17 protein-coding genes, 4 tRNA genes and 3 rRNA genes are annotated in these 26,218 nt (G+C 41.5%); 22 read left to right on the plus strand and 2 right to left on the minus strand.

The features are described from left to right. The first annotated feature begins 30 nt into the window (after positions 1 to 30). The 16 genes from ACGG81_RS00710 (at position 31) to ACGG81_RS00785 (ending at position 16,495) form a co-directional block, all read left to right on the plus strand. Entirely contained in the window at positions 31 to 852 is an 822-nt protein-coding gene (locus ACGG81_RS00710) for a helix-turn-helix domain-containing protein (protein WP_016439884.1), read from the plus strand. A 205-nt stretch (positions 853 to 1,057) separates the two neighbouring features. Continuing rightward, on the plus strand, positions 1,058 to 1,669 hold the full coding sequence (locus ACGG81_RS00715; protein ID WP_120092368.1) for a DUF4867 family protein: 612 nt from the start codon (positions 1,058 to 1,060) through the stop codon (positions 1,667 to 1,669). A 16-nt stretch (positions 1,670 to 1,685) separates the two neighbouring features. Beyond that, positions 1,686 to 3,170 carry an L-fucose/L-arabinose isomerase family protein gene (locus tag ACGG81_RS00720; protein WP_336304525.1) on the plus strand — a complete coding sequence of 495 codons (1,485 nt, stop codon included), beginning with the start codon at positions 1,686 to 1,688 and terminating at the stop codon, positions 3,168 to 3,170. A gap of 327 nt (positions 3,171 to 3,497) precedes the next feature. Next, positions 3,498 to 4,853 (plus strand): ABC transporter substrate-binding protein, encoded by a 1,356-nt coding sequence (locus ACGG81_RS00725; RefSeq protein ID WP_009263718.1) that lies wholly within the window; start codon positions 3,498 to 3,500, stop codon positions 4,851 to 4,853. A gap of 88 nt (positions 4,854 to 4,941) precedes the next feature. After that, positions 4,942 to 5,853 carry a carbohydrate ABC transporter permease gene (locus ACGG81_RS00730; RefSeq protein WP_117577764.1) on the plus strand — a complete coding sequence of 304 codons (912 nt, stop codon included), beginning with the start codon at positions 4,942 to 4,944 and terminating at the stop codon, positions 5,851 to 5,853. Beyond that, on the plus strand, positions 5,854 to 6,699 hold the full coding sequence (locus tag ACGG81_RS00735) for a carbohydrate ABC transporter permease (RefSeq protein WP_009263717.1): 846 nt from the start codon (positions 5,854 to 5,856) through the stop codon (positions 6,697 to 6,699). It abuts the gene before it with no gap. Positions 6,700 to 6,702: 3 nt separating this feature from the next. Then, positions 6,703 to 7,908: a MalY/PatB family protein gene (locus ACGG81_RS00740; RefSeq protein WP_120092365.1), complete on the plus strand. Its 1,206-nt coding sequence runs from the start codon at positions 6,703 to 6,705 to the stop codon at positions 7,906 to 7,908. Positions 7,909 to 7,929: 21 nt separating this feature from the next. Further along, positions 7,930 to 8,952 carry a M20/M25/M40 family metallo-hydrolase gene (locus tag ACGG81_RS00745; RefSeq protein WP_390109049.1) on the plus strand — a complete coding sequence of 341 codons (1,023 nt, stop codon included), beginning with the start codon at positions 7,930 to 7,932 and terminating at the stop codon, positions 8,950 to 8,952. Positions 8,953 to 8,997: 45 nt separating this feature from the next. After that, entirely contained in the window at positions 8,998 to 10,455 is a 1,458-nt protein-coding gene (gene xylB, locus ACGG81_RS00750; RefSeq protein ID WP_320852427.1) for a xylulokinase, read from the plus strand. 587 nt (positions 10,456 to 11,042) lie between these two features. After that, positions 11,043 to 12,573: ribosomal RNA gene (locus ACGG81_RS00755) — 16S ribosomal RNA — on the plus strand. Positions 12,574 to 12,647: 74 nt separating this feature from the next. After that, positions 12,648 to 12,765: ribosomal RNA gene (gene rrf / locus ACGG81_RS00760) — 5S ribosomal RNA — on the plus strand. 271 nt (positions 12,766 to 13,036) lie between these two features. Further along, positions 13,037 to 15,923 (plus strand): 23S ribosomal RNA (locus ACGG81_RS00765). Together the 16S, 23S and 5S rRNA genes with 4 tRNA genes alongside form the textbook arrangement of a ribosomal RNA operon. 87 nt (positions 15,924 to 16,010) lie before the next feature. Then, positions 16,011 to 16,083, plus strand: a tRNA-Asn gene (locus tag ACGG81_RS00770). 39 nt (positions 16,084 to 16,122) lie between these two features. Continuing rightward, positions 16,123 to 16,194: transfer RNA gene (locus tag ACGG81_RS00775), tRNA-Glu, on the plus strand. Positions 16,195 to 16,314: 120 nt separating this feature from the next. Continuing rightward, positions 16,315 to 16,387 (plus strand) — tRNA-Asn (locus tag ACGG81_RS00780). 36 nt (positions 16,388 to 16,423) lie between these two features. Further along, a tRNA-Cys gene (locus ACGG81_RS00785) sits at positions 16,424 to 16,495 on the plus strand. 345 nt (positions 16,496 to 16,840) lie between these two features. Here ACGG81_RS00785 and ACGG81_RS00790 read toward each other — a convergent pair. Both ACGG81_RS00790 and ACGG81_RS00795 read right to left on the minus strand, forming a co-directional pair. Beyond that, entirely contained in the window at positions 16,841 to 18,055 is a 1,215-nt protein-coding gene (locus tag ACGG81_RS00790; protein WP_059085258.1) for a site-specific integrase, read from the minus strand. 98 nt (positions 18,056 to 18,153) lie between these two features. After that, entirely contained in the window at positions 18,154 to 18,354 is a 201-nt protein-coding gene (locus ACGG81_RS00795; protein WP_243148421.1) for a helix-turn-helix domain-containing protein, read from the minus strand. Between the two features lie 734 nt (positions 18,355 to 19,088). Between ACGG81_RS00795 and ACGG81_RS00800 the strand changes: the two genes are divergently transcribed. From ACGG81_RS00800 to ACGG81_RS00825, 6 genes are all read left to right on the plus strand, one after another. Continuing rightward, positions 19,089 to 20,231: a transposase gene (locus ACGG81_RS00800; RefSeq protein WP_117843944.1), complete on the plus strand. Its 1,143-nt coding sequence runs from the start codon at positions 19,089 to 19,091 to the stop codon at positions 20,229 to 20,231. Positions 20,232 to 20,243: 12 nt separating this feature from the next. Further along, on the plus strand, positions 20,244 to 21,281 hold the full coding sequence (locus ACGG81_RS00805) for a YqaJ viral recombinase family protein (protein ID WP_117843946.1): 1,038 nt from the start codon (positions 20,244 to 20,246) through the stop codon (positions 21,279 to 21,281). Then, positions 21,281 to 21,682: a DUF4406 domain-containing protein gene (locus ACGG81_RS00810; protein WP_117843947.1), complete on the plus strand. Its 402-nt coding sequence runs from the start codon at positions 21,281 to 21,283 to the stop codon at positions 21,680 to 21,682. Before ACGG81_RS00805 ends, ACGG81_RS00810 begins: the two co-directional genes overlap by 1 nt. Further along, complete coding sequence (locus tag ACGG81_RS00815) at positions 21,660 to 23,903, plus strand: ATP-dependent RecD-like DNA helicase (protein ID WP_025581132.1); 2,244 nt, start codon at positions 21,660 to 21,662, stop codon at positions 23,901 to 23,903. Before ACGG81_RS00810 ends, ACGG81_RS00815 begins: the two co-directional genes overlap by 23 nt. An 89-nt stretch (positions 23,904 to 23,992) precedes the next feature. Beyond that, positions 23,993 to 24,946 (plus strand): hypothetical protein, encoded by a 954-nt coding sequence (locus ACGG81_RS00820; RefSeq protein WP_173684405.1) that lies wholly within the window; start codon positions 23,993 to 23,995, stop codon positions 24,944 to 24,946. A 68-nt stretch (positions 24,947 to 25,014) separates the two neighbouring features. Further along, entirely contained in the window at positions 25,015 to 26,205 is a 1,191-nt protein-coding gene (locus ACGG81_RS00825; protein WP_173684406.1) for a CHC2 zinc finger domain-containing protein, read from the plus strand. The last annotated feature ends 13 nt before the right edge of the window (positions 26,206 to 26,218 follow it).

The following is a 26,218-nucleotide window of genomic DNA, read 5'->3' on the forward strand; positions in this document are numbered from 1 at the left end:
ATATTTAAAAAGAGGAAGAGATGAGATGGGATGGGATATAGTCATGAGATTATTTTGCCAAATGAGGATTTGAGTTTTAAAATGTTTCTATTTGAAGGGAAAAATGGAAACTATGTTAGGGGAAAACATTGGCATCGCTCAATAGAGATTTTTGCAATTTTTGAAGGTAGTTTACGCTTCTTTTTGAATGAAGAAGAGTATAAAATGAATGCGGGGGAATTCCTTTTAGTAAACTCCAACGAAGTGCATTCGATTTTTTCGCCAAAGCCGAATGTAACAGTTGTGATTCAGATTCCACTTGTCGTTTTTAAAAAATACTATACAAATGAACAATTTATTTCTTTTTCGCATGAGCCGCGCGTCCGCAATCAGGAATTAATGAAGCTGATGCATAAAATGTATGATACCTATGTGAAAAAAGAATGCGGATATGAATTTCGAGTACAAAGCTATTTTTATGAATTGCTTTACACACTCGTTACGGAATATAGAGATATAGATATTAGTCCTGAGGCGGTTAAGAGTTATCAGAAACTAAGTCGGCTTACGGAAATTACAGATTATATCAAAAAGAATTATCAAAAAGAATTGTCGCTGGAGAGTCTGGCAGAAATCTTCGGATATTCTCCAACGTATTTGTCGAAGATGTTTCAAAAGTATGCAAAGATTAATTATAGGGATTATGTACAAAATGTGAGATTGGAGCGTGCCAGTAAGGAGTTAATGGAGACGGATCACATGATTAGCGATATTGCATTGAATCATGGGTTTGCCAATAGCAAAGCCTTTGCAAATGCATTTCGTAAAAAGTATGGAAGATTACCAAGTGATTTTAGAAAAGAGAAAAACTAAAAGAAGTGTATGCAGAGACAGCTGCTTCCGAATGAAATCGGAAAGAAGTGTTTCGCATACGCTTTTTTATGTTGCAAGTCATAAAGAGGTTATTGTGGAAAAATGACAAGAAAGTGACATTAAAAAGGCAATATATTGGTTGAATAGAATAAAAAAACTTGTTAAAATATAGAAAAATTTTCAAAAGAGGGGGAGAAGCTTAAAAATGAAAAAGGTAACGGATGAATCTTTTAAAAAATACGGGAAAGTGATAAGTAATTTAGATTTCTCGGATCTGTTAGAAAAAATGAATGCTACACAAGTTCCGGAGGATGTTATTTATGTACCATCAATGGAATGTTTGGAAAAATCGGATGTAGCACAGAAATTGAAAAATAGTATATACGGCGGCTTAGATATTCAGATAGGATATTGCAACGGACATAATAAGTCATTGAATGCACTGGAATATCATCGTTGCTCAGAAGTGGATGTGGCGGTGGATAATCTGATTCTGTTGCTTGGCTGTCAGCAGGATATAGAGGACGACTTTACATATGACACGGAACGGGTAGAAGCTTTTTATGTACCGGCAGGAACTGCGGTAGAATTATATGCAACGACGCTTCACTATGCACCGTGTAACGTGGAAGATCAGGGATTTCGTTGTGTGATCGTACTTCCAAAGGATACGAACACAGAGCTTACTTTTGAAACATCCGGTGAGGGTGAAGAAAAATTGATGGTCGCAAAAAACAAATGGTTAATCGCTCACGAAGATGCAAAGATTGAAGGAGCTTTTAATGGACTCAAAGGTCTGAATATTACGTTGGAGTAAATCAGGAGGAGAAAAAATGAATAATATGCCAAAACTTAAGATTGGTGTGGTAGCAGTAAGTCGGGATTGTTTTCCGGAAAGTTTATCTGTTACAAGACGAGAAGCACTTATCAAAGCTTATGTTGAAAAATATGGAGAAGCAGAAATCTATGAATGCCCGATTTGCATCGTGGAAAGTGAAATTCACATGGTTCAGGCTTTAGAGGATGTCAAGAAAGCAGGATGTAATGCATTGGTTGTATACCTTGGAAACTTTGGACCGGAAATTTCTGAAACTTTACTTGCAAAGCATTTTGACGGACCAAAAATGTTTGTTGCAGCTGCAGAAGAAAGAGGAGACAATTTGATTCAGGGACGTGGTGATGCATATTGTGGAATGTTGAATGCAAGCTACAATCTGAAACTTCGCAATGTCAAAGTATATATTCCAGAATATCCGGTTGGAACCGCAGAAGAATGTGCAGATATGATCCATGAATTTGCTCCGATCGCAAAAGCGATTATTGGACTGCATAGTTTAAAGATTATCAGCTTTGGTCCGCGTCCGTTAAACTTTTTAGCTTGTAATGCCCCGATTCAGCAACTTTACAATTTAGGGGTTGAGATTGAAGAAAACTCTGAGCTGGATCTCTTCGAAGCATTTAATAAACACGCAGATGACGAGAGAATTTCGGAAATTGTAAAAGAAATGGAAGAGGAACTTGGTGCAGGAAATAAAAAACCAGAGATTCTTAGAAAATTAGCACAGTATGAGTTGACGTTAAAAGATTGGGTAGAGGAGCATAAAGGGTACAGAGAATATGTTGCCATTGCAGGAAAATGCTGGCCTGCATTCCAGACTCAGTTCGGATTTGTGCCTTGCTATGTGAACAGCCGTCTTACAGCGCAGGGAATTCCGGTATCTTGTGAGGTAGATATTTATGGAGCTTTGAGTGAGTTTATTGGTACAGTAGTAAGTAATGACATCGTAACCTTACTGGATATCAATAACAATGTTCCGGCAGATCTCTATCGGGAGGATATTGAAGGAAAATTTGATTATACACATAAAGACACATTTATGGGATTCCACTGCGGAAACACTGCAAGCAAAAAACTTTCTTTCTGCGAGATGAAATATCAGCTGATCATGGCAAGATCGCTTCCGGAAGAAGTGACACAGGGAACTTTGGAAGGAGATATTGTTCCGGGCGATATCACATTCTTCAGACTCCAAAGTACAGCAGATTGTAAGCTGCGTGCATACATTGCACAGGGAGAAGTTCTTCCGGTTGCTACAAGATCATTCGGTTCGATTGGTATTTTTGCGATTCCGGAGATGGGAAGATTCTATCGCCATGTGTTGATTGAGAAAAACTTCCCGCATCACGGAGCAGTTGCGTTTGGAAAACATGGAAAAGTATTATTTGAAGTATTCAAATATATTGGAGTTCCAGTAGAAGAGATCGGATACAATCAGCCAAAAGGTGTGAGATATCCTACTGAAAATCCATGGGGATAAATAAGTGAATCGATAAGTTGCCTATACTTTTTGCGTATGGGCAACTTTTTTATGTTCGTAGGAGATTGCTTTGGAATCTTATACGATAAAACATGCTTGCGAGAGAGGTTTTGTTCTTTGGATATTCCAAGAAATATATGTGCGAATATGATATTTTATTGACAATCTCGTTGATGTGCATAAAAAAGTAGATATACAAATGTGTTTTATATGCAAAATAACAAGAAAGTGACATTGAGAGGTTGAAAGTCTGCTAGTGATGCACAAAAAAGATTGCTATAATTTAAAATATAAGAAACAGGAAATCCACAAAAGGAGGAAACAAAAATGAAAAAGAGACTTGCGAGAGTTCTTGCTGCAACCTTAGCAGCATCGACAGTACTTACAGGTTGCGGGGGTGGAAGTGAGAAAAAATCTGCGAATGGGAAAGCACCTGAGAAACAGAAAATCACTGAGGATGTAACAAAGACAGAAGGAGAAATCAACGTTTGGACAAACTTAAGCCAGGACGAGATGAATTTCTATGTGGAGGAGTTCAATAAAATTGTACCGGGCGTTAAGGTAAATGTAACAGTTATGCCGTCCAAAGAATACCGGACAAAACTTCAAAATGCGTTCCGTACAGGAACAAATGCACCGGATGTAGCAACTTTTGAAATTTCAGACTTTGGTGTTTATAAAGATTCCGATATGCTTGAGAACTTAAGCCAGGAACAGTACGGAGCAGATGCGATTTCGAAAGACATGATCCCATATGTAGATGAGTTGTCAAGAGATGGGGAAGGAAATGTAAAAGGTCTTTCATGGCAGTCAACACCGGGCGGATTCTGGTACAAAAAAGCATTAGCAAAAGAATATCTTGGAACCGATGATCCACAGGAATTATATGAGATGTTATCAAGCTGGGACAAAATTGTTGAAACGGGTAAACAGGTTTATGAAAAATCAGGTGGAAAAATTGCTTTATTAGATGACGTGGAATCTGTATTACAGCTCTATGCATCTTACAAAGGACAGGCATGGGTAGATGAAAACAACCACATCATTGATGATGAGTATATGCTTGAGATGTACGAAATGATGGATACTGTTGTAAAAAATAAAGTAGATGCAGAAGCTGATATGTGGTCAGCAGGCTGGACATCCGGAATGTATTCAAAAGATATGTTTATTTTAACATGTCTTCCAACTTGGGGATTAAACTTCTGTATTAAACCAGGTATTCCGGCAGACGAAATGGACAAAGCTGCTAATACATGGGGATATATGCAGGCTCCAATTCCTTACCAGAATGGTGGAACATGGTATGGAATGTATTCGAAATCAGAAAATAAAGATGCTGCATGGGCTTGGATTAAAACTATGACATCCAACGAAGATTACCTTGTAAACGGTCTTGCAAACACATGGGGAGATTTCCCAGGATATATCCCGGCAATTGAAAGATGTATTGAAGAGGGACATACAGATATCGTTACAGGAGATCAGCAGTATTTTGCAGATTTCTATGAAACAGCAAAAAATGTAAAAGGAGATCCGATGACAAAATATGACCGTCAGGCATGGGCAAGTGCAACTGCACAGATGGATCTGATAGCTACAGGACAGACAACACCGGAAGAAGCAGTAGAAGGCTTTAAAGAAGAAATGAAAAATATTTATCCGGAAATCGAAATCGATTAATTTTTAGCAACATAGCTGCTTCGTGGAGGTATTCGGGAAGAGTACAACGCGAAGCAGCTTTTTTAGTCGGAAGGAGGATTACAAAAAAGTGTCCGCAAAAACAAAGAAAAAACGAAACAAAATAGATAAAAATAATGCAGGATATTTCTTTATTGCCCCATATATTATTGTGTTCCTGGGGTTTACGCTGTATCCGATTCTTTATACGTTTAAATTAAGCTTTATGACATGGGATGGATTTGGAGAACAACAATTTGTTGGATTAGCCAATTATGCCAGATTGTTACATGATCCGATGTTTATCAAGTCGATCGGGAATACAATATTCATTGCGCTGCTTTCGATGATACCACAGATGGTATTCGGATTAGTGCTTGCATTTTTATTGAATCAGAGAAGATTAAAAGGATCTAATTTCTTTAAAACGGTTTTCTATTTTCCGAATCTTGTCACAGCAGTTTCGCTCGGTGTTTTATTCAGCTTACTCTTTGACTGGAAAGTCGGAAGCGTGAACCAGTTACTTACCTCTTTGCATATTATTTCGGAACCGATCAACTGGAAAGGAAGTCCGATCTTATCACAGTTGATTGTTGCATTTGTTCTGTTTTGGCAGTATTTTGGATATTATACGATTATCTTCACAGCAGGAATTCGTGGTATTTCTTATGAACTGTTTGAGGCAGCAGAGGTGGATGGGGCAACAAAGGTTCAAACCTTCTTTAAAATTGTTCTTCCGCTTATGCGACCGATCATGACCTTCGCATTTGTAACTTCCATCATAGGTGGTCTGCAAATATTTGACCTTCCATATACATTCGGCGGTCAAATGGGAGGAACGAAAGGATCCTTGTTGACGATGGTTATGTATATGTACAATATTGCATTTACAAATTTAGATTATGGATACGGTGCAGCTATTTCTTATGGATTATTTGTGATTATTATTGTATTTTCTATTATCTTTATGAAGTATACAACAGGAAAGAAGGAGCAGTATTAAATGAGTGTGAAAGCAAAAAAAGAAAACCACGCAAAAATCGGCAGGATTTTGACCTATATCGTTTTGATTTTTCTGGCTATTATAAGTATAGTACCATTTTATAATATGATTATTGGATGTACTCATGATAATGCAGCCTTAGCAACATCTTTTCAAATGCTTCCAGGAAGCCATTTGATGGATAATTATAAACGATTACAAGACAATGTAAATATCTGGAGAGGACTTGCGAACAGTATTTTTATTTCGGTTACTTATACATTGATCTCTACATATATTGGAGCTTTAACGGCATATGGATTTGCAAAATATAAATTCCGCGGAAACAAAGTTTTGTTCTGGATTGTACTTGCAACGATGATGCTGCCAGGACAGCTTGGTATCATCGGATATTTCCAGGAGATGAATGGATTAGGATTGCTGGATAGTTATCTTTCTATTATTATGCCGAGTTTTGCAACTCCGGTTATGGTATATTGGATCCGTCAGTATATAGATGCGTATGTTCCGAATGAACTTATGGAAAGTGCGAGGATTGATGGCTGCAATGAATTTAAAATTTTCAATAAAATTATTTTCCCGGTAATTATTCCGGGTGTAGCTACACAGGCAATTTTCACATTTGTAGGATGTTGGAACTCATTTGTTCAGCCGTCTATTCTTTTGTTCTCGCAGGAGAAATTTACACTTCCTATTTTGGTACAGCAGATGCAAGGGGTATACAAGACGGACTATGGTGTTATATATTTAGGAGTAACACTATCAGTTATTCCAATTCTTCTTTTATTTATGTTCTGTTCAAAGAAGATTTTGGAAAGTTCAATGGCTGGTGCAGTAAAGGGATAATCTATGAAATATGATTTTGATGAACAAATAGACAGAAGAAATACAAACAGCGCAAAATTTGATGAGATGGATGCGTTGTTTGGCTCGGACGTGATGCATTTAGGAGTGGCAGATATGGACTACCGCTCCCCAAAGCCAATCATAGAGGCAATGCAGAACATTGTTGAGAAAGGTGTGTTTGGATATACTATTTGGCCAGAGAATTATGAAGAACTGGTTTCTCAATGGATGAAGCGTCGTTATGAACAAGAAACTAAGACCGAATGGGTTGTATTTTCTCCGAGAATTAATATGGCGTTGAATATGGCAGTGGAAACTTTTACAAATGAGGGAGATGGGATTGTTCTTCATACTCCGGCTTACACAGCGCTTCAAAATGCAGTTGAGAAATATAACCGTGTTATGATTGAAAGTCCTCTTGTGTTGGAGAACGGTAGATATAAAATGGATTTTCAGCAATTGAGAAGAAATCTGGACGAGAAGAAAGCGCAAGGTGTCTGTGCAAAAATCATGCTTTTATGTAATCCACATAATCCAACGGGGAGAGTCTGGGAAATCGAGGAGCTGCAGGAAGTAGTTGATATTTGTAAGGAATATGATCTGCTTTTGATATCGGATGAAATACATGAAGACTTTGTGAAAAAAGGGCATAAATTTGTGTCGTGCCTGCACTTTCAAGAGGATCTTCAGGGACGGATGATTGTGTGTAATTCGATTACAAAGACATTTAACGTACCGGGAGTTATTTTGTCGAACTTATTGATTCCGGATCAAGGAATCAGGGAGCGGATGAAAGAAACCATGGATCGTTGGGGACTTCATAATCCGAATATTTTTGCTGCAGGTATTATGGAAGCGGCTTATACGCAATGTGATGAATGGATAGAACAGGTCAATGCATATCTGGATGAGAATTATGAGTTTTTGAAAAAATATCTTGAAAAGAATATGCCGGAACTGGAAGTGATCCCATCAGAGGGTACTTATATGGCATGGGTGCAAACAGAAAAGCTTCAGATCAGTCCGGAGGAGTTAGAAAAGTTTTTTATCGAAGATGCAAAGGTATCTGTTTATATGGGCAGCAGATATGGGAAGCATACTGATTCTTTCATAAGGATCAATATTGCAACGTCAAGGAGTTATCTACAGGAAGCATTAGAAAGGATTCGGGCACAGTATTACAAAATAGCGCCAAACAATAAAAAGTAAAAGCAATTAGAGGTGTAGAAGATGGATAGGGAATTTTTGGATAAACTATTAGAGCAGATATCGGTATCTGGCTGTGAGGAGTGTGGACAAGAAGTAGTAAAATCTCACATGCAGTCCTTTTCAGATGAGATATGGACAGATGAAATGGGAGATGTAATCTGTATTTTAAATCCGGAAAGTCCGGTTAGAGTCATGCTGTCTGCACATGCAGATGAAATTGGTCTTCTTGTCACGAGGATTACAGAGGAAGGCAGAATTCAGGCGATTGAGCGTGGAGGTATCATTCATCAGAATTATCCGGGACAGAAAGTTCGGATTCATACGCAAAAGGGGATTGTGTATGGTGTTGTAGAGTGCAGCAGGGAATTGTTTAAACAAGATAATTTAAAAGCTTCTGACTTTTTGATTGACATCGGTGCTACTTCGAAAAAAGATGCGGAAGCATATGTATCGCTTGGAGATACGGTTGTATTGGATGCAGGAGTAAGGGAACTTGCAAATGGCAGACTGTCAGCGCGGGCATTCGATGATCGAATTGGTGTTTTTGTAATTATGGAGGCATTAAAAAGAGCGAGGGAGAGAGGCTGTGAGATAGGAGTTTATGCAGCAGCGACGGTTGGCGAAGAGACGGTTAAAAACGGGGCATATTGGTCTAGTACACGGATTCAGCCGACAGCAGCCGTCGTTGTAGACGTTACGAATTGTACGGATTATAGCAGGTTCCCAAATCCGGCAGTAGCGGGAGATGTTGTTCTTGGAGGGGGTCCATCTCTTTGCAATAGTCCGTTAGCATCCAAACGGTTGAATAAAAAAATGCAGGAATGTGCAGAACGCATCGGCATTCATACACAGCGTGAGGCGGCAAGTGCAAGAAGCTATACGGATGCAGATGAGATTCATTTTTCCAATCAAGGGGTACCGGTAGTATTTACAGCAGTTCCACTGCGCAACATGCATACACCGGGAGAAATTGCGGATATGAAAGATGTAGAAGGCTGTATTGAAGTGATTGCAGAATTTTTATGTTCGTTTACTGAGCCGTAATGAATGTGTGGTAAGTTAACAGGAAGGTAGTTGGAGGAAACAAATATGTTATACATAGGTATCGATTTAGGGACATCGGCTGTGAAGCTGCTTCTGATGGATGGAAACGGAGAAATTAAAAAAATAGTTTCAAAAGAATATCCTTTGTTTTTCCCGCACCCTGGATGGTCAGAACAAAATCCGGAAGATTGGTTCGAACAATCTATGAACGGCCTGAAAGAGCTGACTGCAGAATGTGATAAATCGCAAATTGCAGGAATCAGTTTTGGTGGACAGATGCATGGATTGGTTGTCCTGGATGAAGAAGATAATGTAATAAGACCGGCGATTTTGTGGAATGATGGTCGTACGGGAGAAGAAACAGAGTATTTAAATACAGTAGTCGGAAAAGAAACACTTTCGAAGTATACTGCCAATATTGCGTTTGCCGGTTTTACGGCTCCAAAGATTCTTTGGATGAAACGTCATGAACCGGAACGTTTTCAGAAAATTAAAAAAATCATGCTTCCAAAAGATTATCTTGCTTATCGATTGTGCGGAACATTTTGTACAGATGTATCGGATGCTTCCGGTATGCTTTTGATGGATGTGAAAAATAAATGCTGGTCAAAAGAAATGCTTGAGATATGCAGTATTACAGAAGAACAGCTTCCGAAGCTATATGAAAGCTATGAGGTCGTAGGATCCTTAAAGAAGAATATTGCAGAGGAACTTGGAATGACGGAAGAGGTAAAAGTGATTGCAGGAGCCGGAGACAATGCGGCGGCAGCGGTGGGTACAGGCACAGTAGGAGAGGGAATGTGTAATATTTCTCTTGGAACTTCCGGAACGATTTTTATTTCCAGTAAAAAATTTAAAGTAGATGAAAATAATGCACTTCATTCTTTTGCACATGCAGATGGAAACTATCATCTGATGGGATGTATGCTAAGTGCAGCATCCTGCAATAAGTGGTGGTCAGAAGAAATATTGAAAACAACAGATTTTGTAAACGAACAGGCAGGTATTACAAAACTTGGTGAGAATAACGTATTCTATCTTCCATATTTAATGGGAGAAAGATCTCCGCATAATGATCCAAAAGTCCGGGCTGCTTTTATCGGAATGTCTATGGACACAACACGGGAAGAAATGACACAGGCAGTTTTAGAAGGAGTGGCATTTGGATTAAGAGACTCTCTTGAGGTTGCGAGAAGTCTTGGCATAAATATTGCGAGAACGAAAATCTGCGGTGGAGGTGCAAAAAGTCCACTTTGGAAAAAGATTATTGCAAATGTCATGAACATAAAAGTAGAAGTGATAGAGAGTGAAGAAGGACCGGCGCTTGGAGCTGCCATGCTTGCAGCGGTCGGGTGTGGGGAATATCCGGATGTTGAAACAGCGACAAAGCAATTTGTGAAGACTGTCGATACCGTAGAGCCGGAAAAGGAACTTGTAGAAAAATACGAGGAAAGATATCAGAAATTTAAAAATATCTATCCGGCGGTAAAAAATCTGTTTTAGTCTGAAAAGCTTGGGAATCGTTTGATTATCTAGGTTTAAAAATTTTCCTGAGGTACGGGGATTCGAAAAAGAATAGTGCAAATCAGCATGAAGTCGGATCCCGTGCCGGGAATTGCGAATGAATTATGGATGAGATAAGAAAGCGGTAGAGAAGAAAGAGTAAAGCTTTTTGAAATAAAATAAAAAATGTATTGACAGTTTTTGAATAAGATGATATTATAAATGTCGCTGCAAACAGCAGTGGCTATATTTTTTGAAATGTTTCATCAGAGTTAACAGGAAATGAAAAATAAAATAAAAAAACTGTTGACAAAGAAAGAATAAAGTGATAAGATATAGAAGTTGTCGCGACAAGTGATAACGAAAAAATAAAAATAAAAAAGTGCTTGACAAGTAAGAAATGCTGTGATAAAATAAAACAGCTGATTGCGAAAAGCAAAACAGAACATTGATAATTAAACAATAGACAACACAACCCTGAAAATTTCGAACAAATGAGAAAATTTCAGAACAGACAGAAATGTCAACCTAAAAACAGTAAAAGGGATAGGATTGCTAGTAGTGATTCTTGACTGGAAACAAACACTTTTAACGAGAGTTTGATCCTGGCTCAGGATGAACGCTGGCGGCGTGCTTAACACATGCAAGTCGAACGAAGCACTTGAATGGAATTCTTCGGAAGGAAGCTCAAGTGACTGAGTGGCGGACGGGTGAGTAACGCGTGGGTAACCTGCCTCATACAGGGGGATAACAGTTAGAAATGACTGCTAATACCGCATAAGCACACGTGATCGCATGATCGAGTGTGAAAAACTCCGGTGGTATGAGATGGACCCGCGTCTGATTAGCTAGTTGGTGGGGTAATGGCCCACCAAGGCGACGATCAGTAGCCGGCCTGAGAGGGTGAACGGCCACATTGGGACTGAGACACGGCCCAAACTCCTACGGGAGGCAGCAGTGGGGAATATTGCACAATGGGGGAAACCCTGATGCAGCGACGCCGCGTGAAGGATGAAGTATTTCGGTATGTAAACTTCTATCAGCAGGGAAGAAAATGACGGTACCTGACTAAGAAGCCCCGGCTAACTACGTGCCAGCAGCCGCGGTAATACGTAGGGGGCAAGCGTTATCCGGATTTACTGGGTGTAAAGGGAGCGTAGACGGCAGTGCAAGTCTGAAGTGAAAGCCCGGGGCTCAACCCCGGGACTGCTTTGGAAACTGTGCAGCTAGAGTGTCGGAGAGGCAAGCGGAATTCCTAGTGTAGCGGTGAAATGCGTAGATATTAGGAGGAACACCAGTGGCGAAGGCGGCTTGCTGGACGATGACTGACGTTGAGGCTCGAAAGCGTGGGGAGCAAACAGGATTAGATACCCTGGTAGTCCACGCCGTAAACGATGACTACTAGGTGTCGGGGAGCAAAGCTCTTCGGTGCCGCAGCCAACGCAATAAGTAGTCCACCTGGGGAGTACGTTCGCAAGAATGAAACTCAAAGGAATTGACGGGGACCCGCACAAGCGGTGGAGCATGTGGTTTAATTCGAAGCAACGCGAAGAACCTTACCTGCTCTTGACATCCCTCTGACCGCTCTTTAATCGGAGCTTTCCTTCGGGACAGAGGAGACAGGTGGTGCATGGTTGTCGTCAGCTCGTGTCGTGAGATGTTGGGTTAAGTCCCGCAACGAGCGCAACCCCTATCTTCAGTAGCCAGCGGCAAGGCCGGGCACTCTGGAGAGACTGCCAGGGATAACCTGGAGGAAGGTGGGGATGACGTCAAATCATCATGCCCCTTATGAGCAGGGCTACACACGTGCTACAATGGCGTAAACAAAGGGAAGCAGAGTCGTGAGGCCGAGCAAATCCCAAAAATAACGTCTCAGTTCGGATTGTAGTCTGCAACTCGACTACATGAAGCTGGAATCGCTAGTAATCGCGAATCAGAATGTCGCGGTGAATACGTTCCCGGGTCTTGTACACACCGCCCGTCACACCATGGGAGTCAGTAACGCCCGAAGTCAGTGACCCAACCGCAAGGAGGGAGCTGCCGAAGGTGGGACCGATAACTGGGGTGAAGTCGTAACAAGGTAGCCGTATCGGAAGGTGCGGCTGGATCACCTCCTTTCTAAGGAAGAAAGAAGTAAGGATTGAAAGAAGTCTATTGTTTAGTTATGAGTGTTCTGAAAAGAACGAAAAGCTTCTGGTGGCGATGCGCTGAGGGGAAACACCCGTACCCATCCCGAACACGATGGTTAAGACCTCAGCGGCCGATGGTACTGCACTGGAGACGGTGTGGGAGAGCAGGTGGCTGCCAGATTTATAAAAAAGATACTGGATTTACCAGTGATCAGAAAACTGAAAAGATTTAGCTTTCTGATGACTGATAAAACAGTCAATATGTACCTTGAAAATCGCATACAGAAATGAAATGATAAGAAAAATATCAAGACATCCGAGGTGATCATGGAAGCTTGCAAGAGCAGAAATGAGAACTGATTCGAGAAAACGAATAAAAACAACAAACTATTGCCAACGCATATCACGCTAGATATGTGTAGCGGAGTCCATACCCGTGGACGAAGCAAGTTGGTTATGCTAGAAAGAGCGTATGGTGGATGCCTTGGCACTAAGAGCCGATGAAAGACGTGATAAGCTGCGAAAAGCTTCGGGGAGGAGCAAATATCCAATGATCCGGAGATATCTGAATGGGGAAACCCGGCGGAGCAAACCTCCGTCATCTTAACGCCAATACATAACGTTAAGAAGGGAACCCGGTGAACTGAAACATCTAAGTAGCCGGAGGAAGAGAAAGAAACATCGATTCTGTGAGTAGCGGCGAGCGAAAGCGGAAGAGCCCAAACCGGGATGCGTGCATTCCGGGGTTCGGACTGCGTAAGTGATGAGTAAGCCTAGTAGAATGGTTTTGGGAAAGCCAGCCAGAGAGGGTGAAAGCCCCGTACATGAAAGGCGAGCGAGCACGGCAGGATCCAGAGTACCACGAGACACGAGAAACCTTGTGGGAATGAGCGGGGACCACCCCGTAAGGCTAAATACTCCTTAGTGACCGATAGCGCATAGTACTGTGAAGGAAAGGTGAAAAGGACCCCGGGAGGGGAGTGAAAGAGAACCTGAAACCATATGTTTACAAGCTGTGGAACATCTTTATATGATGAACCGCGTACTTTTTGTAGAACGGTCCGGCGAGTTACGCTGGCTGGCAAGGTTAAGGACTGAAGGTCTGGAGCCGAAGGGAAACCAAGTCTGAACAGGGCGTGAAGTCAGTCAGAGTAGACCCGAAACCGGGTGATCTATCCATGTCCAGGTTGAAGTTGCCGTAAAAGGCAATGGAGGACCGAACCCACATCCGTTGAAAAGGGTGGGGATGAGGTGTGGATAGGGGAGAAATTCCAATCGAACCCGGAGATAGCTGGTTCTCCTCGAAATAGCTTTAGGGCTAGCCTCATACGAGTCTTGCGGAGGTAGAGCACTGAATTTCCTAGGGGGCGTCAAAGCTTACCGAAGAATATCAAACTCCGAATGCCGCGTAGATGATGTATGGGAGTCAGACTATACGAGATAAGTTGGATAGTCGAAAGGGAAAGAGCCCAGACCACCAGCTAAGGTCCCAAAATGTGTGTTAAGTGGAAAAGGATGTGGGATTTCGAAGACAACTAGGATGTTGGCTCAGAAGCAGCCATACATTCAAAGAGTGCGTAATAGCTCACTAGTCGAGAGGTCCTGCGCCGAAAATGTCCGGGGCTGAAACACACTACCGAAGCTGTGGAATTGAGTAATCAATTGGTAGAGGAGCATTCTTAAAGGGAAGAAGCTGTACCGGAAGGAGCAGTGGACTTTTAAGAAGAGAGAATGCCGGAATGAGTAGCGAGAGGAAGGTGGGAATCCTTCCGGCCGAATATCTAAGGTTTCCAGAGTAAAGCTGATCTGCTCTGGGTAAGTCGGGGCCTAAGGCGAGGTCGAAAGACGTAGTCGATGGACAACAGGTTGAAATTCCTGTACTATGATATAACAGAACTGTGGGGACACGTGTGGAGAGCGGGAGCCGGGAATGGAAAGCCCGGTGCAAGCGAAGTAGGAGAGGAGTTGGCAAATCCGCTTCTCAATCTGAAGACGTGATGCGGACCGAACTGAGAGTAGGGAAGCCCGTGAGCCATGCGTCAAGAAAAGCCGCTATTGTTTATATCATACCCGTACCGTAAACCGACACAGGTGGATGAGGAGAGAATCCTAAGGCCGACGGGAGAAGCATTGTTAAGGAACTCGGCAAAATGACTCCGTAACTTCGGGAGAAGGAGTGCCAGTGAGAACTGGCCGCAGAGAATTGGCCCAAGCAACTGTTTAGCAAAAACACAGGTCTATGCAAAACCGAAAGGTGAAGTATATGGGCTGACGCCTGCCCGGTGCTGGAAGGTTAAGGGGAGAGGTTAGCGTAAGCGAAGCTTTGAACTTAAGCCCCAGTAAACGGCGGCCGTAACTATAACGGTCCTAAGGTAGCGAAATTCCTTGTCGGGTAAGTTCCGACCCGCACGAAAGGCGTAATGATTTGGGCACTGTCTCGACAATGCACCCGGTGAAATTGAAATACCAGTGAAGATGCTGGTTACCTGCGCCAGGACGGAAAGACCCCATGGAGCTTTACTCCAGCTTGATACTGGGATTCGGTATTGCATGTACAGGATAGGTGGGAGACTGAGAAGTATTTACGCCAGTAGATACAGAGTCGCTGTTGGGATACCACCCTTGCAGTACTGGGTTTCTAACCAGCAGCCGTGACCCGGCTGGGGGACAATGTCAGGTGGGGAGTTTGACTGGGGCGGTCGCCTCCGAAAGGGTATCGGAGGCGCTCAAAGGTTCCCTCAGAATGGTCGGAAACCATTCAAAGAGTGCAAAGGCAGAAGGGAGCTTGACTGCGACACCGACGGGTGGAGCAGGTACGAAAGTAGGACTTAGTGATCCGGTGGTATAAAGTGGGATTGCCATCGCTCAACGGATAAAAGCTACCCTGGGGATAACAGGCTTATCACTCCCAAGAGTTCACATCGACGGAGTGGTTTGGCACCTCGATGTCGGCTCATCGCATCCTGGGGCTGAAGTAGGTCCCAAGGGTTGGGCTGTTCGCCCATTAAAGCGGTACGCGAGCTGGGTTCAGAACGTCGTGAGACAGTTCGGTCCCTATCCGGCGTGGGCGTAGGATATTTGAGAGGAGCTGCCCTTAGTACGAGAGGACCGGGGTGGACTGGCCGCTGGTGTATCTGTTGCACTGCCAAGTGCATGGCAGAGTAGCCAAGCCGGGACGGGATAAACGCTGAAGGCATCTAAGCGTGAAGCCCCCCTCAAGATGAGATATCCCAACGCAAGTTGTAAGACCCCTTGAAGACGACGAGGTAGATAGGACAGAGGTGGAAGTGCAGTAATGTATGGAGCTGACTGTTACTAATCGGTCGAGGGCATAACCAAGTGGTGATAGGAGAATGGATGGAAGAGAAAAACTTAGAAAAGTAGTTGACTGTATGTGATTTTGAAGGTATAATATCTTTAGGTTAATCCTCAATAGCTCAGTCGGTAGAGCACTCGGCTGTTAACCGAGTTGTCGTTGGTTCGAGTCCAACTTGGGGAGTTTAGAAATAATCATTTCTAAAAGTGAAAAGACGAATAAGGCTCCTTGGTCAAGCGGTTAAGACATCGCCCTTTCACGGCGGTAACACGGGTTCGATTCCCGTAGGAGTCATTTGAGCATAAATGATTCATTTGGCTCATATAATAAATTATATAAGTTATGGCGCCATAGCCAAGTGGTAAGGCAAAGGTCTGCAACACCACAAACTAAGGAGTCAAATAATATATCTATTCCTCCTTAGCTCAGTCGGTAGAGCATGCGGCTGTTAACCGCAGTGTCGTTGGTTCGAGTCCAACAGGGGGAGCTACAAACCCAATAATTGTGCAAAATAACTAAATACGGCGCAGTAGCCAAGTGGTAAGGCAATGGTCTGCAACACCAGTATTCACCGGTTCAAATCCGGTCTGCGCCTCTTAAAAAGCCCAGAAAATCAAGGTTTTCGAGGCTTTTTCTTTTTTCAAAATCCTATAATTCTGTCTAAAAAAATAAGGTGGCAAAATTATAGGAAAGAAAAAGTTCACAATTTTTTCTACAAGTCCATTTTTCCATAATCCAATTCCCTTTTTTAAAAAATTAATTCTAAAATATAAGTTTTCATGCTTTAATATTTATAGATATGTCCGCCAAAAACCGTTAAAAACCTTATAAAATCAAGTAAAATCGTTTCGTAAGGTGGACGATAAGGTGGCAGAATTTTGGTTGTTACAGCCTGTGCCATCATACTGTAGACAACCATTACCTCTGTTAAGCGGATGATTTATGCAATCATAGCATCAATTAAACTTACCTTACGTTCACTGTCTGTATGAACATAAGTACGCATGATCACCTCATAGTTATCGCCAATGATTTCAGCAGCTTCCTTTATTTCTCCCATATTGTGAGTCTGCCGGATCAGATTTGTTGCAAAAGTGTGCCGTAGTGCATGAAGATTATATTCTGGAATCTCAGCACGCTTACAAATTTTCTTTAGCGTATTGGCTAAATTTTGGATTGTAGGGCTGACACCATTTTGCGTAGATAATATCAAATCTGGAAAAACCCGATTTTTATCGTATAGCTCCATCATACATGATAGTGAAAATTCAGCTTCCTTGTTTAATGGAATAGTCCGTAAACTATTTGGGTATTTTGGAGGAGTCAAAATCATTTTAGTCTTTTTTTTGGAACCGGCCTCTCTGTTTTTAACCCTGCTAAGCGTATGTGTGATTTTAATGCCACGCCGTCCTAAAAAGGGCACGATAGAAGATTGACCTAATGCAAGCAATTCACCACCACGTAAACCTGTGTTTAAAAGGAATACAATGGCAGGACCATATCTATACAAATAGCGTTCATTTTTATTTGGACTGGGTTCCATTGCAATTTCTTTTATGATCTGCTCATGTTCTGGTGGGATGATTGAGATTTCCTTTGTTTCTACAGGAAGAACGGATTCTTCCGGCATTATCACCCGATTTAAAATATCAGAAAAGTTTTTTGGCAGTTCGCCGAGAGAAATTGCTGTTTTAATCATTGCAGACCAAAATAAGTAAATTTTCTTTAATGATGAATAACTCAGGATTTCCTTTTTGGCATTAATCGTTGCTGTAATATCATCAGCAGTCAGATTAGAAAATGTTTTGCTAAAAGCATCCGTATCTTTTAAATGATTTTCGTATGTTTTTTCTAATCGATCTAGGCTGGTTTGTTTGAATTTGCCAGCTTCAACCATGAGACTTTTGCGGAATAAGTATTTGTTCGCATAGTCCTGTACTTTGATGTTTGAAGTAATTGCGTCTTGTATTGCCACTTTTATCTTCCAGTCATCTAATAATGCTTTCGCTTCTCCTTTGGTAGGAGCATTAAACTCCTTGTCCGGTAGCCCTTTTTTTCTATATCGGGCAGTCCATCCTCCTCTCTTATTTGGAAATAGTGATCCATCCCCTTTGGATCTTCTTTTTTGTTGTGTACCTTTCGTTGTTCTCGCCATGAATAGTTCCCTTTCTTTAATGAGATATTCATGCCAAATCAGGTATAAGGTCTATTTTAATATAGCCAAGCCTGATTGACAATAACTTTCTAAAGGGCCTAAAAGAATATTTGCTTTCCTATGTTTTTCTTGAGAAACTCCTGAATAGAAGCTGGTGAAGTAAAATATTGCCGCCCAACTTTTGTAACGGGAAGAATTCCACTGTCAAGAAGTTCCCTGGTTTTTGTTTTTCCAATGCCGAGCATGGATGCTATCTCCTGAACGGAGTATGCTTTAAAGAGATTGTCTGTTTCACTCAATATAATCACCTCTATAAATTAGATTAATGAAAGAGTAGACATATCAGGAAACCGTTTCCTATGCCATGTTTCATGCACGTATGAGGTGTTACTATGTAATCATCAAGCTGCAGGCGTGCATTTATGCGACACTATCTGCAGCACCTATATACATTTCCTGATAAGGTATAAAATTATCAAGGTACAATAGCGTAAGACTTGGTTTTGTCTTAACAATTTCATTAAGTAATTAACTGAGATTTTTTCAGATTGAACAGATTATGTACTTTTTATTAAAAATTTTTCTATAAACTTGAAAAAAGAGAGATGGGATACGTGATATTTCAATATTCTAATTGAAGTCATATATGCAAAGCATAGTATTTAAAAACATACAATATATTGTGCATGAAGATTGACATATACTATATCATGTGCTACTATACTGCTATAGTTAATTTTATGCGTACCCATAGGGGGAGTTTTGGATTTGTATAAATCCGAAGACTCAAGGAGAGCAGTAAGGCTGCTTATTCCGCATAAGTTGTTTATGATTGTATAAAGTGTCACTATCTGTCCTTATGGGGCAATAGCGGCACTTTTGTTTTTTCGGTAATATTATCAGGGATATGAGAATGGATAGCGAAGGAATACTTCACTTTTCATTCTTTTTTTATGCCCTAATGAAAGGCAGGATTGCCACAATCAGCTTTGGCTGTTTATGGATAAATAAATTTAAGAAAGGTGGTACACACATGAAAGAAACAAAGATTTATGCAGATGAGTTTTGCACTACATTTGCAAGTACAACGGAGATGCTGGAATTTCTGGCTGAGAGGGCAAAGCAGTCCAAGTGGATTCGTAAGCCTACCAGGATGCTAAAACTGGTTCCATTGGAAAAGGAGGCAGAAACCATTGAAGAAGCCTGTGAAAAAGAACTGGAAGGAATAGTAGAGGATACAGAAAAGAATACCCAGTTGGTATTAAAAGTGAACAAGGATTTTTATCCGGTTCGTGACTGTGCTATCCATACAATTCTGAAAAGAGCCGGCATTAATGGAACAGGATTAAAGAAACTGGAGAAAGCTACTTATGCAAAGGTAGTAAACTACTGTCTTCAGGTAGCGAAAGGAGATGCCTTAATCAAGGTGGCAGATGGAAAAGTATCTGCAGTACATGGCGGTGATGATCATGATTACTGTGTACTGGATATGCAGACAATCTTCAATATGACAAGTGATTATCTGAAAGCACATTTTAAGGGAAGTACTTATCTGGAGGGTTCTGGAAGTTTTGACCATTCCATTGTGTCTGCTATGTGGACTTTAGGAGGAAATCAGGAACTTTTGGATACTTATCACCAGGCTTTGGAAGATCATGGAATTGAGGATAAGAGCCTAGCTCCTGCACTGCGCCTGACTACTTCTGATGTAGCAGTAAGTGGTGTGAATCTGTATCCCATGATGCTCTCGCAAACCAGTAACCGTGTCATTAACCTGGGAAGTCCTATCAAACTGTCCCATGATAGAGGGGCGACCTTACAGGATTTCCGGAATAATCTGGACAAAATTTTTTCCCGTTATCAGGAAGCAGTTAAAGGAATTGTTGGTTTGATGGATATAGATATCCAAAACCCTGTAAACTGCCTGCATCTGATTATGAAGGAACTTAAAATCAATCAGAAAATCCGAAATGAAGTAGTAGATCTTTTTGTGGGACAATATGGAGAAGAACCATGTACCGCTCATGACCTTTATTTTGCCATGCACGAAGCTGCTTTCTTTGCTGCTTGTGAAGGGTTTTCTGCACCACGGATTTTAAAATTGGAAGAAGACATTGCAAAAACACTGGTCTTTGACTGGAAAGGGTTTGATGTATATGGAACGATTAAATTATAAGGAGGAAATGAGATGAATACAGCATTAAATTATCAGCCGGAAGTTCTTGTTGATACAGCAGATTTGAGCCGAGAAGAGTGGTTGGATTACCGGCGCCTTGGCATTGGAGGAAGCGATGCAGCGGCAATCATGGGCTTATCCCCATTTGCGACAATCAGGGATTTGTATTTCGATAAAATTGGTGTTACGCCAGTAATCGAAGAAGAGGAAGAAAACTGGGTAGCGAAAGAAGTGGGACACCGCCTGGAAGATTTGGTTGCCATGATTTTTGCAAAGAAGACGGGGCTTGAAGTTTTCCCTGTACGAAAAATGTTCCGGCATCCGCTATATCCGTTTATGTTGGCGGATGTGGATTACTTTATCCGTTTCCCAGATGGAAGCATTGGAATTTTGGAATGTAAGACCTGCAATTACAATGCAAAAGACAAATGGGCAGATGATGGGATTCCTGAAAACTATGTTTTGCAGGTTCGTCATTATCTTGCAGTCATGAATATGAATAAAGCATATATTGCCTGCCTTTATGGAAACAATGAAAATGAATTTGTTTATCGGTGTCTGGAACGGGATAGAATGGAGGAAGAAGAACTTATTGAACAGGAGAAATACTTCTGGGAAGAATATGTGGAGAAGAAAATAGAACCACCGTATTCCGGGAAGCCAGATCTCATTTTGGCTAGTATCCGGAAATATAAGGGTTACGCAGACAAATCAATTCCTGAAATCAGCATATCTAGCTTGGAATCACGCAGTCTTGAAAAATATCTTAAATTATCTGAAGAAAAATCCCAATTGGAAAAAAGAAAAAAGGAGATTGAAGCGGAACAACGTGCATTGAGCGTACCGTTTGTCGAGCTTCTTGGACAAGGGTGTAAGGCAGTGATCGAGGATGGGAGTTTCCGTTACCGGATTACTTATAATCCTACGATACGCACCCAGATTGGAAAAGAAAATATGGAGAAACTGAAAAATCAGCATCCGGATATCTACGAAGAATACACAAGTACTACAGAAAGCAGGATTTTCCGGATTAAAAAGGAGGTTGCATAATGTTACAAGGAAAAAAGGCATATATCTGTTCTCCGCTGTCTGCCCCGAATCCAGAGGGAGTGCAGCATAATATGGAACTGGCAAAATACTATCTCATGCAGATGAAAAGGCTGTATCATTGCCGTACTTTTGCTTCACATGCTCATCTTCCATTAATGTTAGATGACCGTATCCCGGAAGAACGGGAAACTGCAATGCAGATTGCAGTTTTGATGTTGGATTTATGTGAAGTATTGATCATTTGTGGTTCACATATCAGCGAGGGAATGAGAAGCGAGATTCAGACAGCATTTGTAAAAGGAAAGGATATTTATTGGTATGACTCCAAGATGAAACCAGGGGAATTGATGAAAGTAGAGAACTGGAGGGACATAGACGATGAGGTGCAAATATATACGTAAGATTTTTCAAAATGAGGAAAACGGATATACGGTTGCATTATTTTCCACACTGAATCAGGAAGTTCCTCTTTCTGCCAGGGATAAGTTTTGGGCAGAGAAAAAAATCATTGCGTTTACTGCCAAAGGATATGACCTTCCGCTTACGGATGAGATCGAAATTGAGATGGAAGGCGAGTGGGAAACAAGTTCCTATGGGACACAATACAAGGTGGAAACTTTTTTAGAGGTTGTACCTAGAACAAGGGAAGGTATCTTAGGATACCTTTCTTGTGGTTCTTTAAAAGGAATTGGTCCCAAAACGGCAGAAAGGATTGTCAATCGTTTTGGTCTGGATACCTTAGAGGTGATGGAAAAATATCCACAGGAATTATTAAAAATTCAGGGGATATCTCAGCAAAAACTGGACCGTATTGTGGATTCCTTTGGAAAAAATAAAGTATTCCGGGAATTGATGACCTTTTTATCACCATTTCATGTTACTCCTAAAAAAGCAAATATGATTCTTCAGAAGTTTCGGGATCAATCCGTAGAAATCATTCGGAAGCAGCCTTATATCCTTTGTGCTGTTAAGGGGTTTGGTTTTCTCACTGTGGATGCCATTGCAAGGCAGTGTTGTGCTGCAACGAATGATCCTATGCGCATTTCCGGCTGTGTCAGTTATGTGTTGCGGGAAGCCATGAAGCAAAACGGACATTTGTATCTGGAGCAGGAAATTCTGGTAAAAGATGCCTTGAAAGTTCTAAATAAAGAACCGGATCTTCAGCCGGTGACAGAAACAGAAATTTTAAAAGTGATCTATCGTCTGGTTATGCAAGACAGTATCGTGGTAGAAGAAAATAGGATTTACATTACCAAACAGTATCAGGAAGAAGATGACACTGCTTCTATGATTGCAAGAAAATTGTATGAGCGAATTCCAGTTCTTACGATTGAAAAGGAACTGGAGGAAGCACAGAAAGATTTAAACATAACATTATCCGAACAGCAGAAAGAAGCAGTACGTATGGTTTTTGCAAACCCGATCAGCATTATTACTGGAGGACCTGGAACCGGTAAAACAACGGTTTTAAAGGTCATTTTGTATATCTATCAGAAAAAATGCGGGAATAAAGTCCAACTGATGGCACCAACTGGTCGTGCCGCAAGGCGAATGGCAGAGAGTACCGGAAGTGGGGATGCAACTACGATGCACATGGCACTGGGGCTTTTTGGTGACGGAGATTATGAAGCACTTATAGATGAATTGTCCGCAGATTTTATTAATGTGGATGAGGTATCTATGGTAGATATGCACCTTGCCTATGAATTTTTTTACAAGGTAAAAGCAGGAGCCAGAGTGCTTTTGGTCGGAGATGTCCACCAGCTTCCTTCTGTAGGAGCAGGAGATGTGTTCCGTCAGCTTATTTTGTGTGGGAAAATACCGGTTACTGTTTTAAATCTGGTCTATCGTCAGGGGAAGGACAGCAATATCCCCATAAATGCCCAGCTTATCAACGAAGGAAAAACAAATCTGCAATGGGGAGATGATTTCCAGATGATTGAATGTTCAGGAGCAGATGCAGCAGCACAAATTGTTAAGAATATTTATCTCAAGGAAATTCAGGTGTATGGTATGGAGCAGGTACAGATACTTTCTCCATACAAAGTGCGAAGTGCAGCCGGTGTCTTGGAACTGAACCGCAGTCTGCAGGATGATGTAAATCCTCCTGTATCCGGGAAACAAGAGCTTCATCTTGGCGGTGAGATATTCCGAGAAGGTGACCGAATCCTTCAAAACAAAAATACAGAAGTTGCCAGTAATGGAGATTTAGGTACTTTGGTACAGATTTCTGAGGATGAGGATAACAACCCAATAGTTCAAATCGTATTTACAGACGGACGCAGGGTGAAGTATGAGGCAGAGCAGGTGGAGATGATGGAACATGCAAATGCCATAACCATACACAAAAGCCAGGGAAGTGAGTGCCACGTGGTTATCATTCCGTGGCTAAAAGCTTTTTATCCCATGCTGAAGCGGAATATTTTTTATACAGGGATTACCAGGGCGAAGCTGCGCGTTTATATTGTTGGGGAATGGAAAGCTGTTTGTCAGGCAATTCATACAGATGATACAGGTACCAGAAAGACGATGCTGGCGGCAAAAATACAACAGTATTGTGAACGGTATCAGCCACAGAGTAATAGACAGATCCCGACAACAATTTGCAACCGGGCTGTGTAAAAAAATAGCAAAATAGTTCAATGTTGAGAATTGGCAGGTTATTACTTTATAAAGGGATGTCCTGCCGGTTCCAAAGAAAGGAGCAGGCAATGAGCGAATTATTATATAACAAGTCAAAAGCAGTAGAAGAACTGAATAAAGTGGAAGGATTTTATCCTCTGGAACTTGCCAGAGTTATTTCTAATGAAGGGCAGGAGGAACAACGGTATCTGGATGTGAAATATCGGAAGCTGTGGTTCCGTCTGGTAAATCCTACAGGCAAGATTATCAGCCGGATTGTTCATTTTACAGAAAATATGGCAGTTGTAGAAGCCAGGATTTATCTGGATAAGTGTGATCAGGAGAATAATTATATTGCCAATTCCTTTTCGCAGAAATTTCGTACAACAGATACACAGTTTGGAGATAAATTTCTTGAAATGGCAGAAACCGCAGCGATTGGGCGAGCTTTGGCAGATGCGGGATATGGTCTGCAATTTGCTGATGTAGGGGAAGGTAATGATCCCATGCAGGTAGATGCAGGAATTCCTGTAAACCAGGGAACTTCGATGCAGGCTGCGATGCCGGCACAAAATCCGGCACCTGCAATGCAACAGACACCGAATCAGCCGGCAGGGGCGATGCCAGCATTTCAGACGCAAGCAATGCCAGGACAGCAGATGATGGAGCAGTTTTACCAGGAAGCACAAGCGAATGGAAATACAATTAGCAGGGCAACGGGGAGTGGACAGATGACTAATCCGGTAATGAGTTCGGCAAGTGGTGGTGTTGCACCAACTATGCAGCAGATACCTCACCAGCAGCAGATGCCATCTAAGCCGCAATCTCTGGCTCCCAATATGCCGGTGGAAGAACTGGTGAAATGGATGAGTTATGAGCAGGCAATCCAAGTTGCCATAACAGGAAAAGGAAAATTTAGCGGAAAAACTATGGGGCAGGTTGCGATGGAAAGTCCTTCCAGCTTGCAATGGTTCGCAGAGCAGTATCATGGACAGAACCATTTTATACCGGCAGCAGCCAGAGTAATTCTTGCAAAAGCATAACAAATAGCCGGTGATCATCATTCTTTCCACAGCCTTTATTGGCTGTGGAAGAAAGGAGGAGCCATAGAGTGTATGATATGTCAGGCTTTAACTACGATATCACAGATGTTGTACATTTACTGCAGCTTAGAGTACGGCATAAGAATTCTTCATCGATGGATGTGAATTGTCCATTTTGTGGAGAAACAAAAGGAAAAATGAATGTTAATCTTCAGAAAAATGTGTTTCGGTGTAATCGGTGTGATGCTTCCGGCGGAATGCTGGAATTATACGGAAGACTGCATGGTGTTTCCAGCGCAGAGGCAAATCGGCAAATCCGGGAAGCTCTGGGAAAGGGAGAGTACAGAACAAATTATCAGGTAGCTCCTAAAAAAGAGCCTGTAGTAATTTTCAATGCCGAGTTGGCAGATGCAGATGTCATTGACCGAACATATCAGGAGATGTTGTCCTTATTGACATTAAATGATAAACACCAGGAGGATCTTAAAAAAAGAGGGCTGACGGAAGAACAGATCGAGATACAGAGGTATCGTAGTGTACCGTTGTTTGGAATTAAAAATATGGTACAGAAACTGTTGGAATCCGGACAGACAGTAAAAGGTGTGCCTGGATTTTATGAAGATCAAGATGGGAAATGGACAATTAATTTTAGTTCTAAAAATTCCGGGATTTTAATACCAATTCAATCCCCGGAAGGAAAAATACAAGGATTTCAGATTCGGTTGGATCAGGTAATGGAGGGACGGAAGTATATCTGGCTTTCCAGTGTGAAATTTAAAAATGGAGTATCATCAGGAAGTCCGGTACATGTCATAGGAAACCTGGACGCAGAACAGATCTATTTAACAGAAGGCGCATTAAAAGGCACGATAGCTCACTATTTATCAGGGGATACGTTCATTTGTGTTGCAGGTGTGAATCAATACAGAAATTTAAAGCCAGTTTTGGAAATGTTGAAAAGCAGGCATCTGCAGCACCTATATGAAGCGTATGATATGGATAAAAAAATGAAGGTATATTGTGACGGGGATTCCGAAAAATGTGATGCCTGTCAACGTAAATCAGCCACTTTTTATTGTCCGCATAAGATGCAGAAACGGCAGATTCTACAGAACGCTTGTAGAAAGGTGTATGAAATCTGTAGTGGATTGTCTATTTCCATGAGCCGTATGGTTTGGGACATGGATCCTTATGGTGAGTGGAATGGACAGATCAAAGGAATTGATGATTATTACTATGTATTGAAAAATACAGGGTGAATATGGACCGGGC

Source organism: Faecalimonas umbilicata (assembly GCF_042846195.1).
Taxonomy (GTDB): Bacteria; Bacillota; Clostridia; order Lachnospirales; family Lachnospiraceae; genus Faecalimonas; species Faecalimonas umbilicata.

Coding starts and splice junctions, on each gene's coding strand:
- ACGG81_RS00710 (WP_016439884.1), top strand. CDS start 31: ATGGGATATAGTCATGAGATTATTTTGCCAAATGAGGATTTGAGTTTT.
- ACGG81_RS00715 (WP_120092368.1), top strand. CDS start 1,058: ATGAAAAAGGTAACGGATGAATCTTTTAAAAAATACGGGAAAGTGATA.
- ACGG81_RS00720 (WP_336304525.1), top strand. CDS start 1,686: ATGAATAATATGCCAAAACTTAAGATTGGTGTGGTAGCAGTAAGTCGG.
- ACGG81_RS00725 (WP_009263718.1), top strand. CDS start 3,498: ATGAAAAAGAGACTTGCGAGAGTTCTTGCTGCAACCTTAGCAGCATCG.
- ACGG81_RS00735 (WP_009263717.1), top strand. CDS start 5,854: ATGAGTGTGAAAGCAAAAAAAGAAAACCACGCAAAAATCGGCAGGATT.
- ACGG81_RS00740 (WP_120092365.1), top strand. CDS start 6,703: ATGAAATATGATTTTGATGAACAAATAGACAGAAGAAATACAAACAGC.
- ACGG81_RS00745 (WP_390109049.1), top strand. CDS start 7,930: ATGGATAGGGAATTTTTGGATAAACTATTAGAGCAGATATCGGTATCT.
- xylB (WP_320852427.1), top strand. CDS start 8,998: ATGTTATACATAGGTATCGATTTAGGGACATCGGCTGTGAAGCTGCTT.
- ACGG81_RS00790 (WP_059085258.1), bottom strand. CDS start 18,055: ATGGCGAGAACAACGAAAGGTACACAACAAAAAAGAAGATCCAAAGGG.
- ACGG81_RS00800 (WP_117843944.1), top strand. CDS start 19,089: ATGAAAGAAACAAAGATTTATGCAGATGAGTTTTGCACTACATTTGCA.
- ACGG81_RS00805 (WP_117843946.1), top strand. CDS start 20,244: ATGAATACAGCATTAAATTATCAGCCGGAAGTTCTTGTTGATACAGCA.
- ACGG81_RS00810 (WP_117843947.1), top strand. CDS start 21,281: ATGTTACAAGGAAAAAAGGCATATATCTGTTCTCCGCTGTCTGCCCCG.
- ACGG81_RS00815 (WP_025581132.1), top strand. CDS start 21,660: ATGAGGTGCAAATATATACGTAAGATTTTTCAAAATGAGGAAAACGGA.
- ACGG81_RS00820 (WP_173684405.1), top strand. CDS start 23,993: ATGAGCGAATTATTATATAACAAGTCAAAAGCAGTAGAAGAACTGAAT.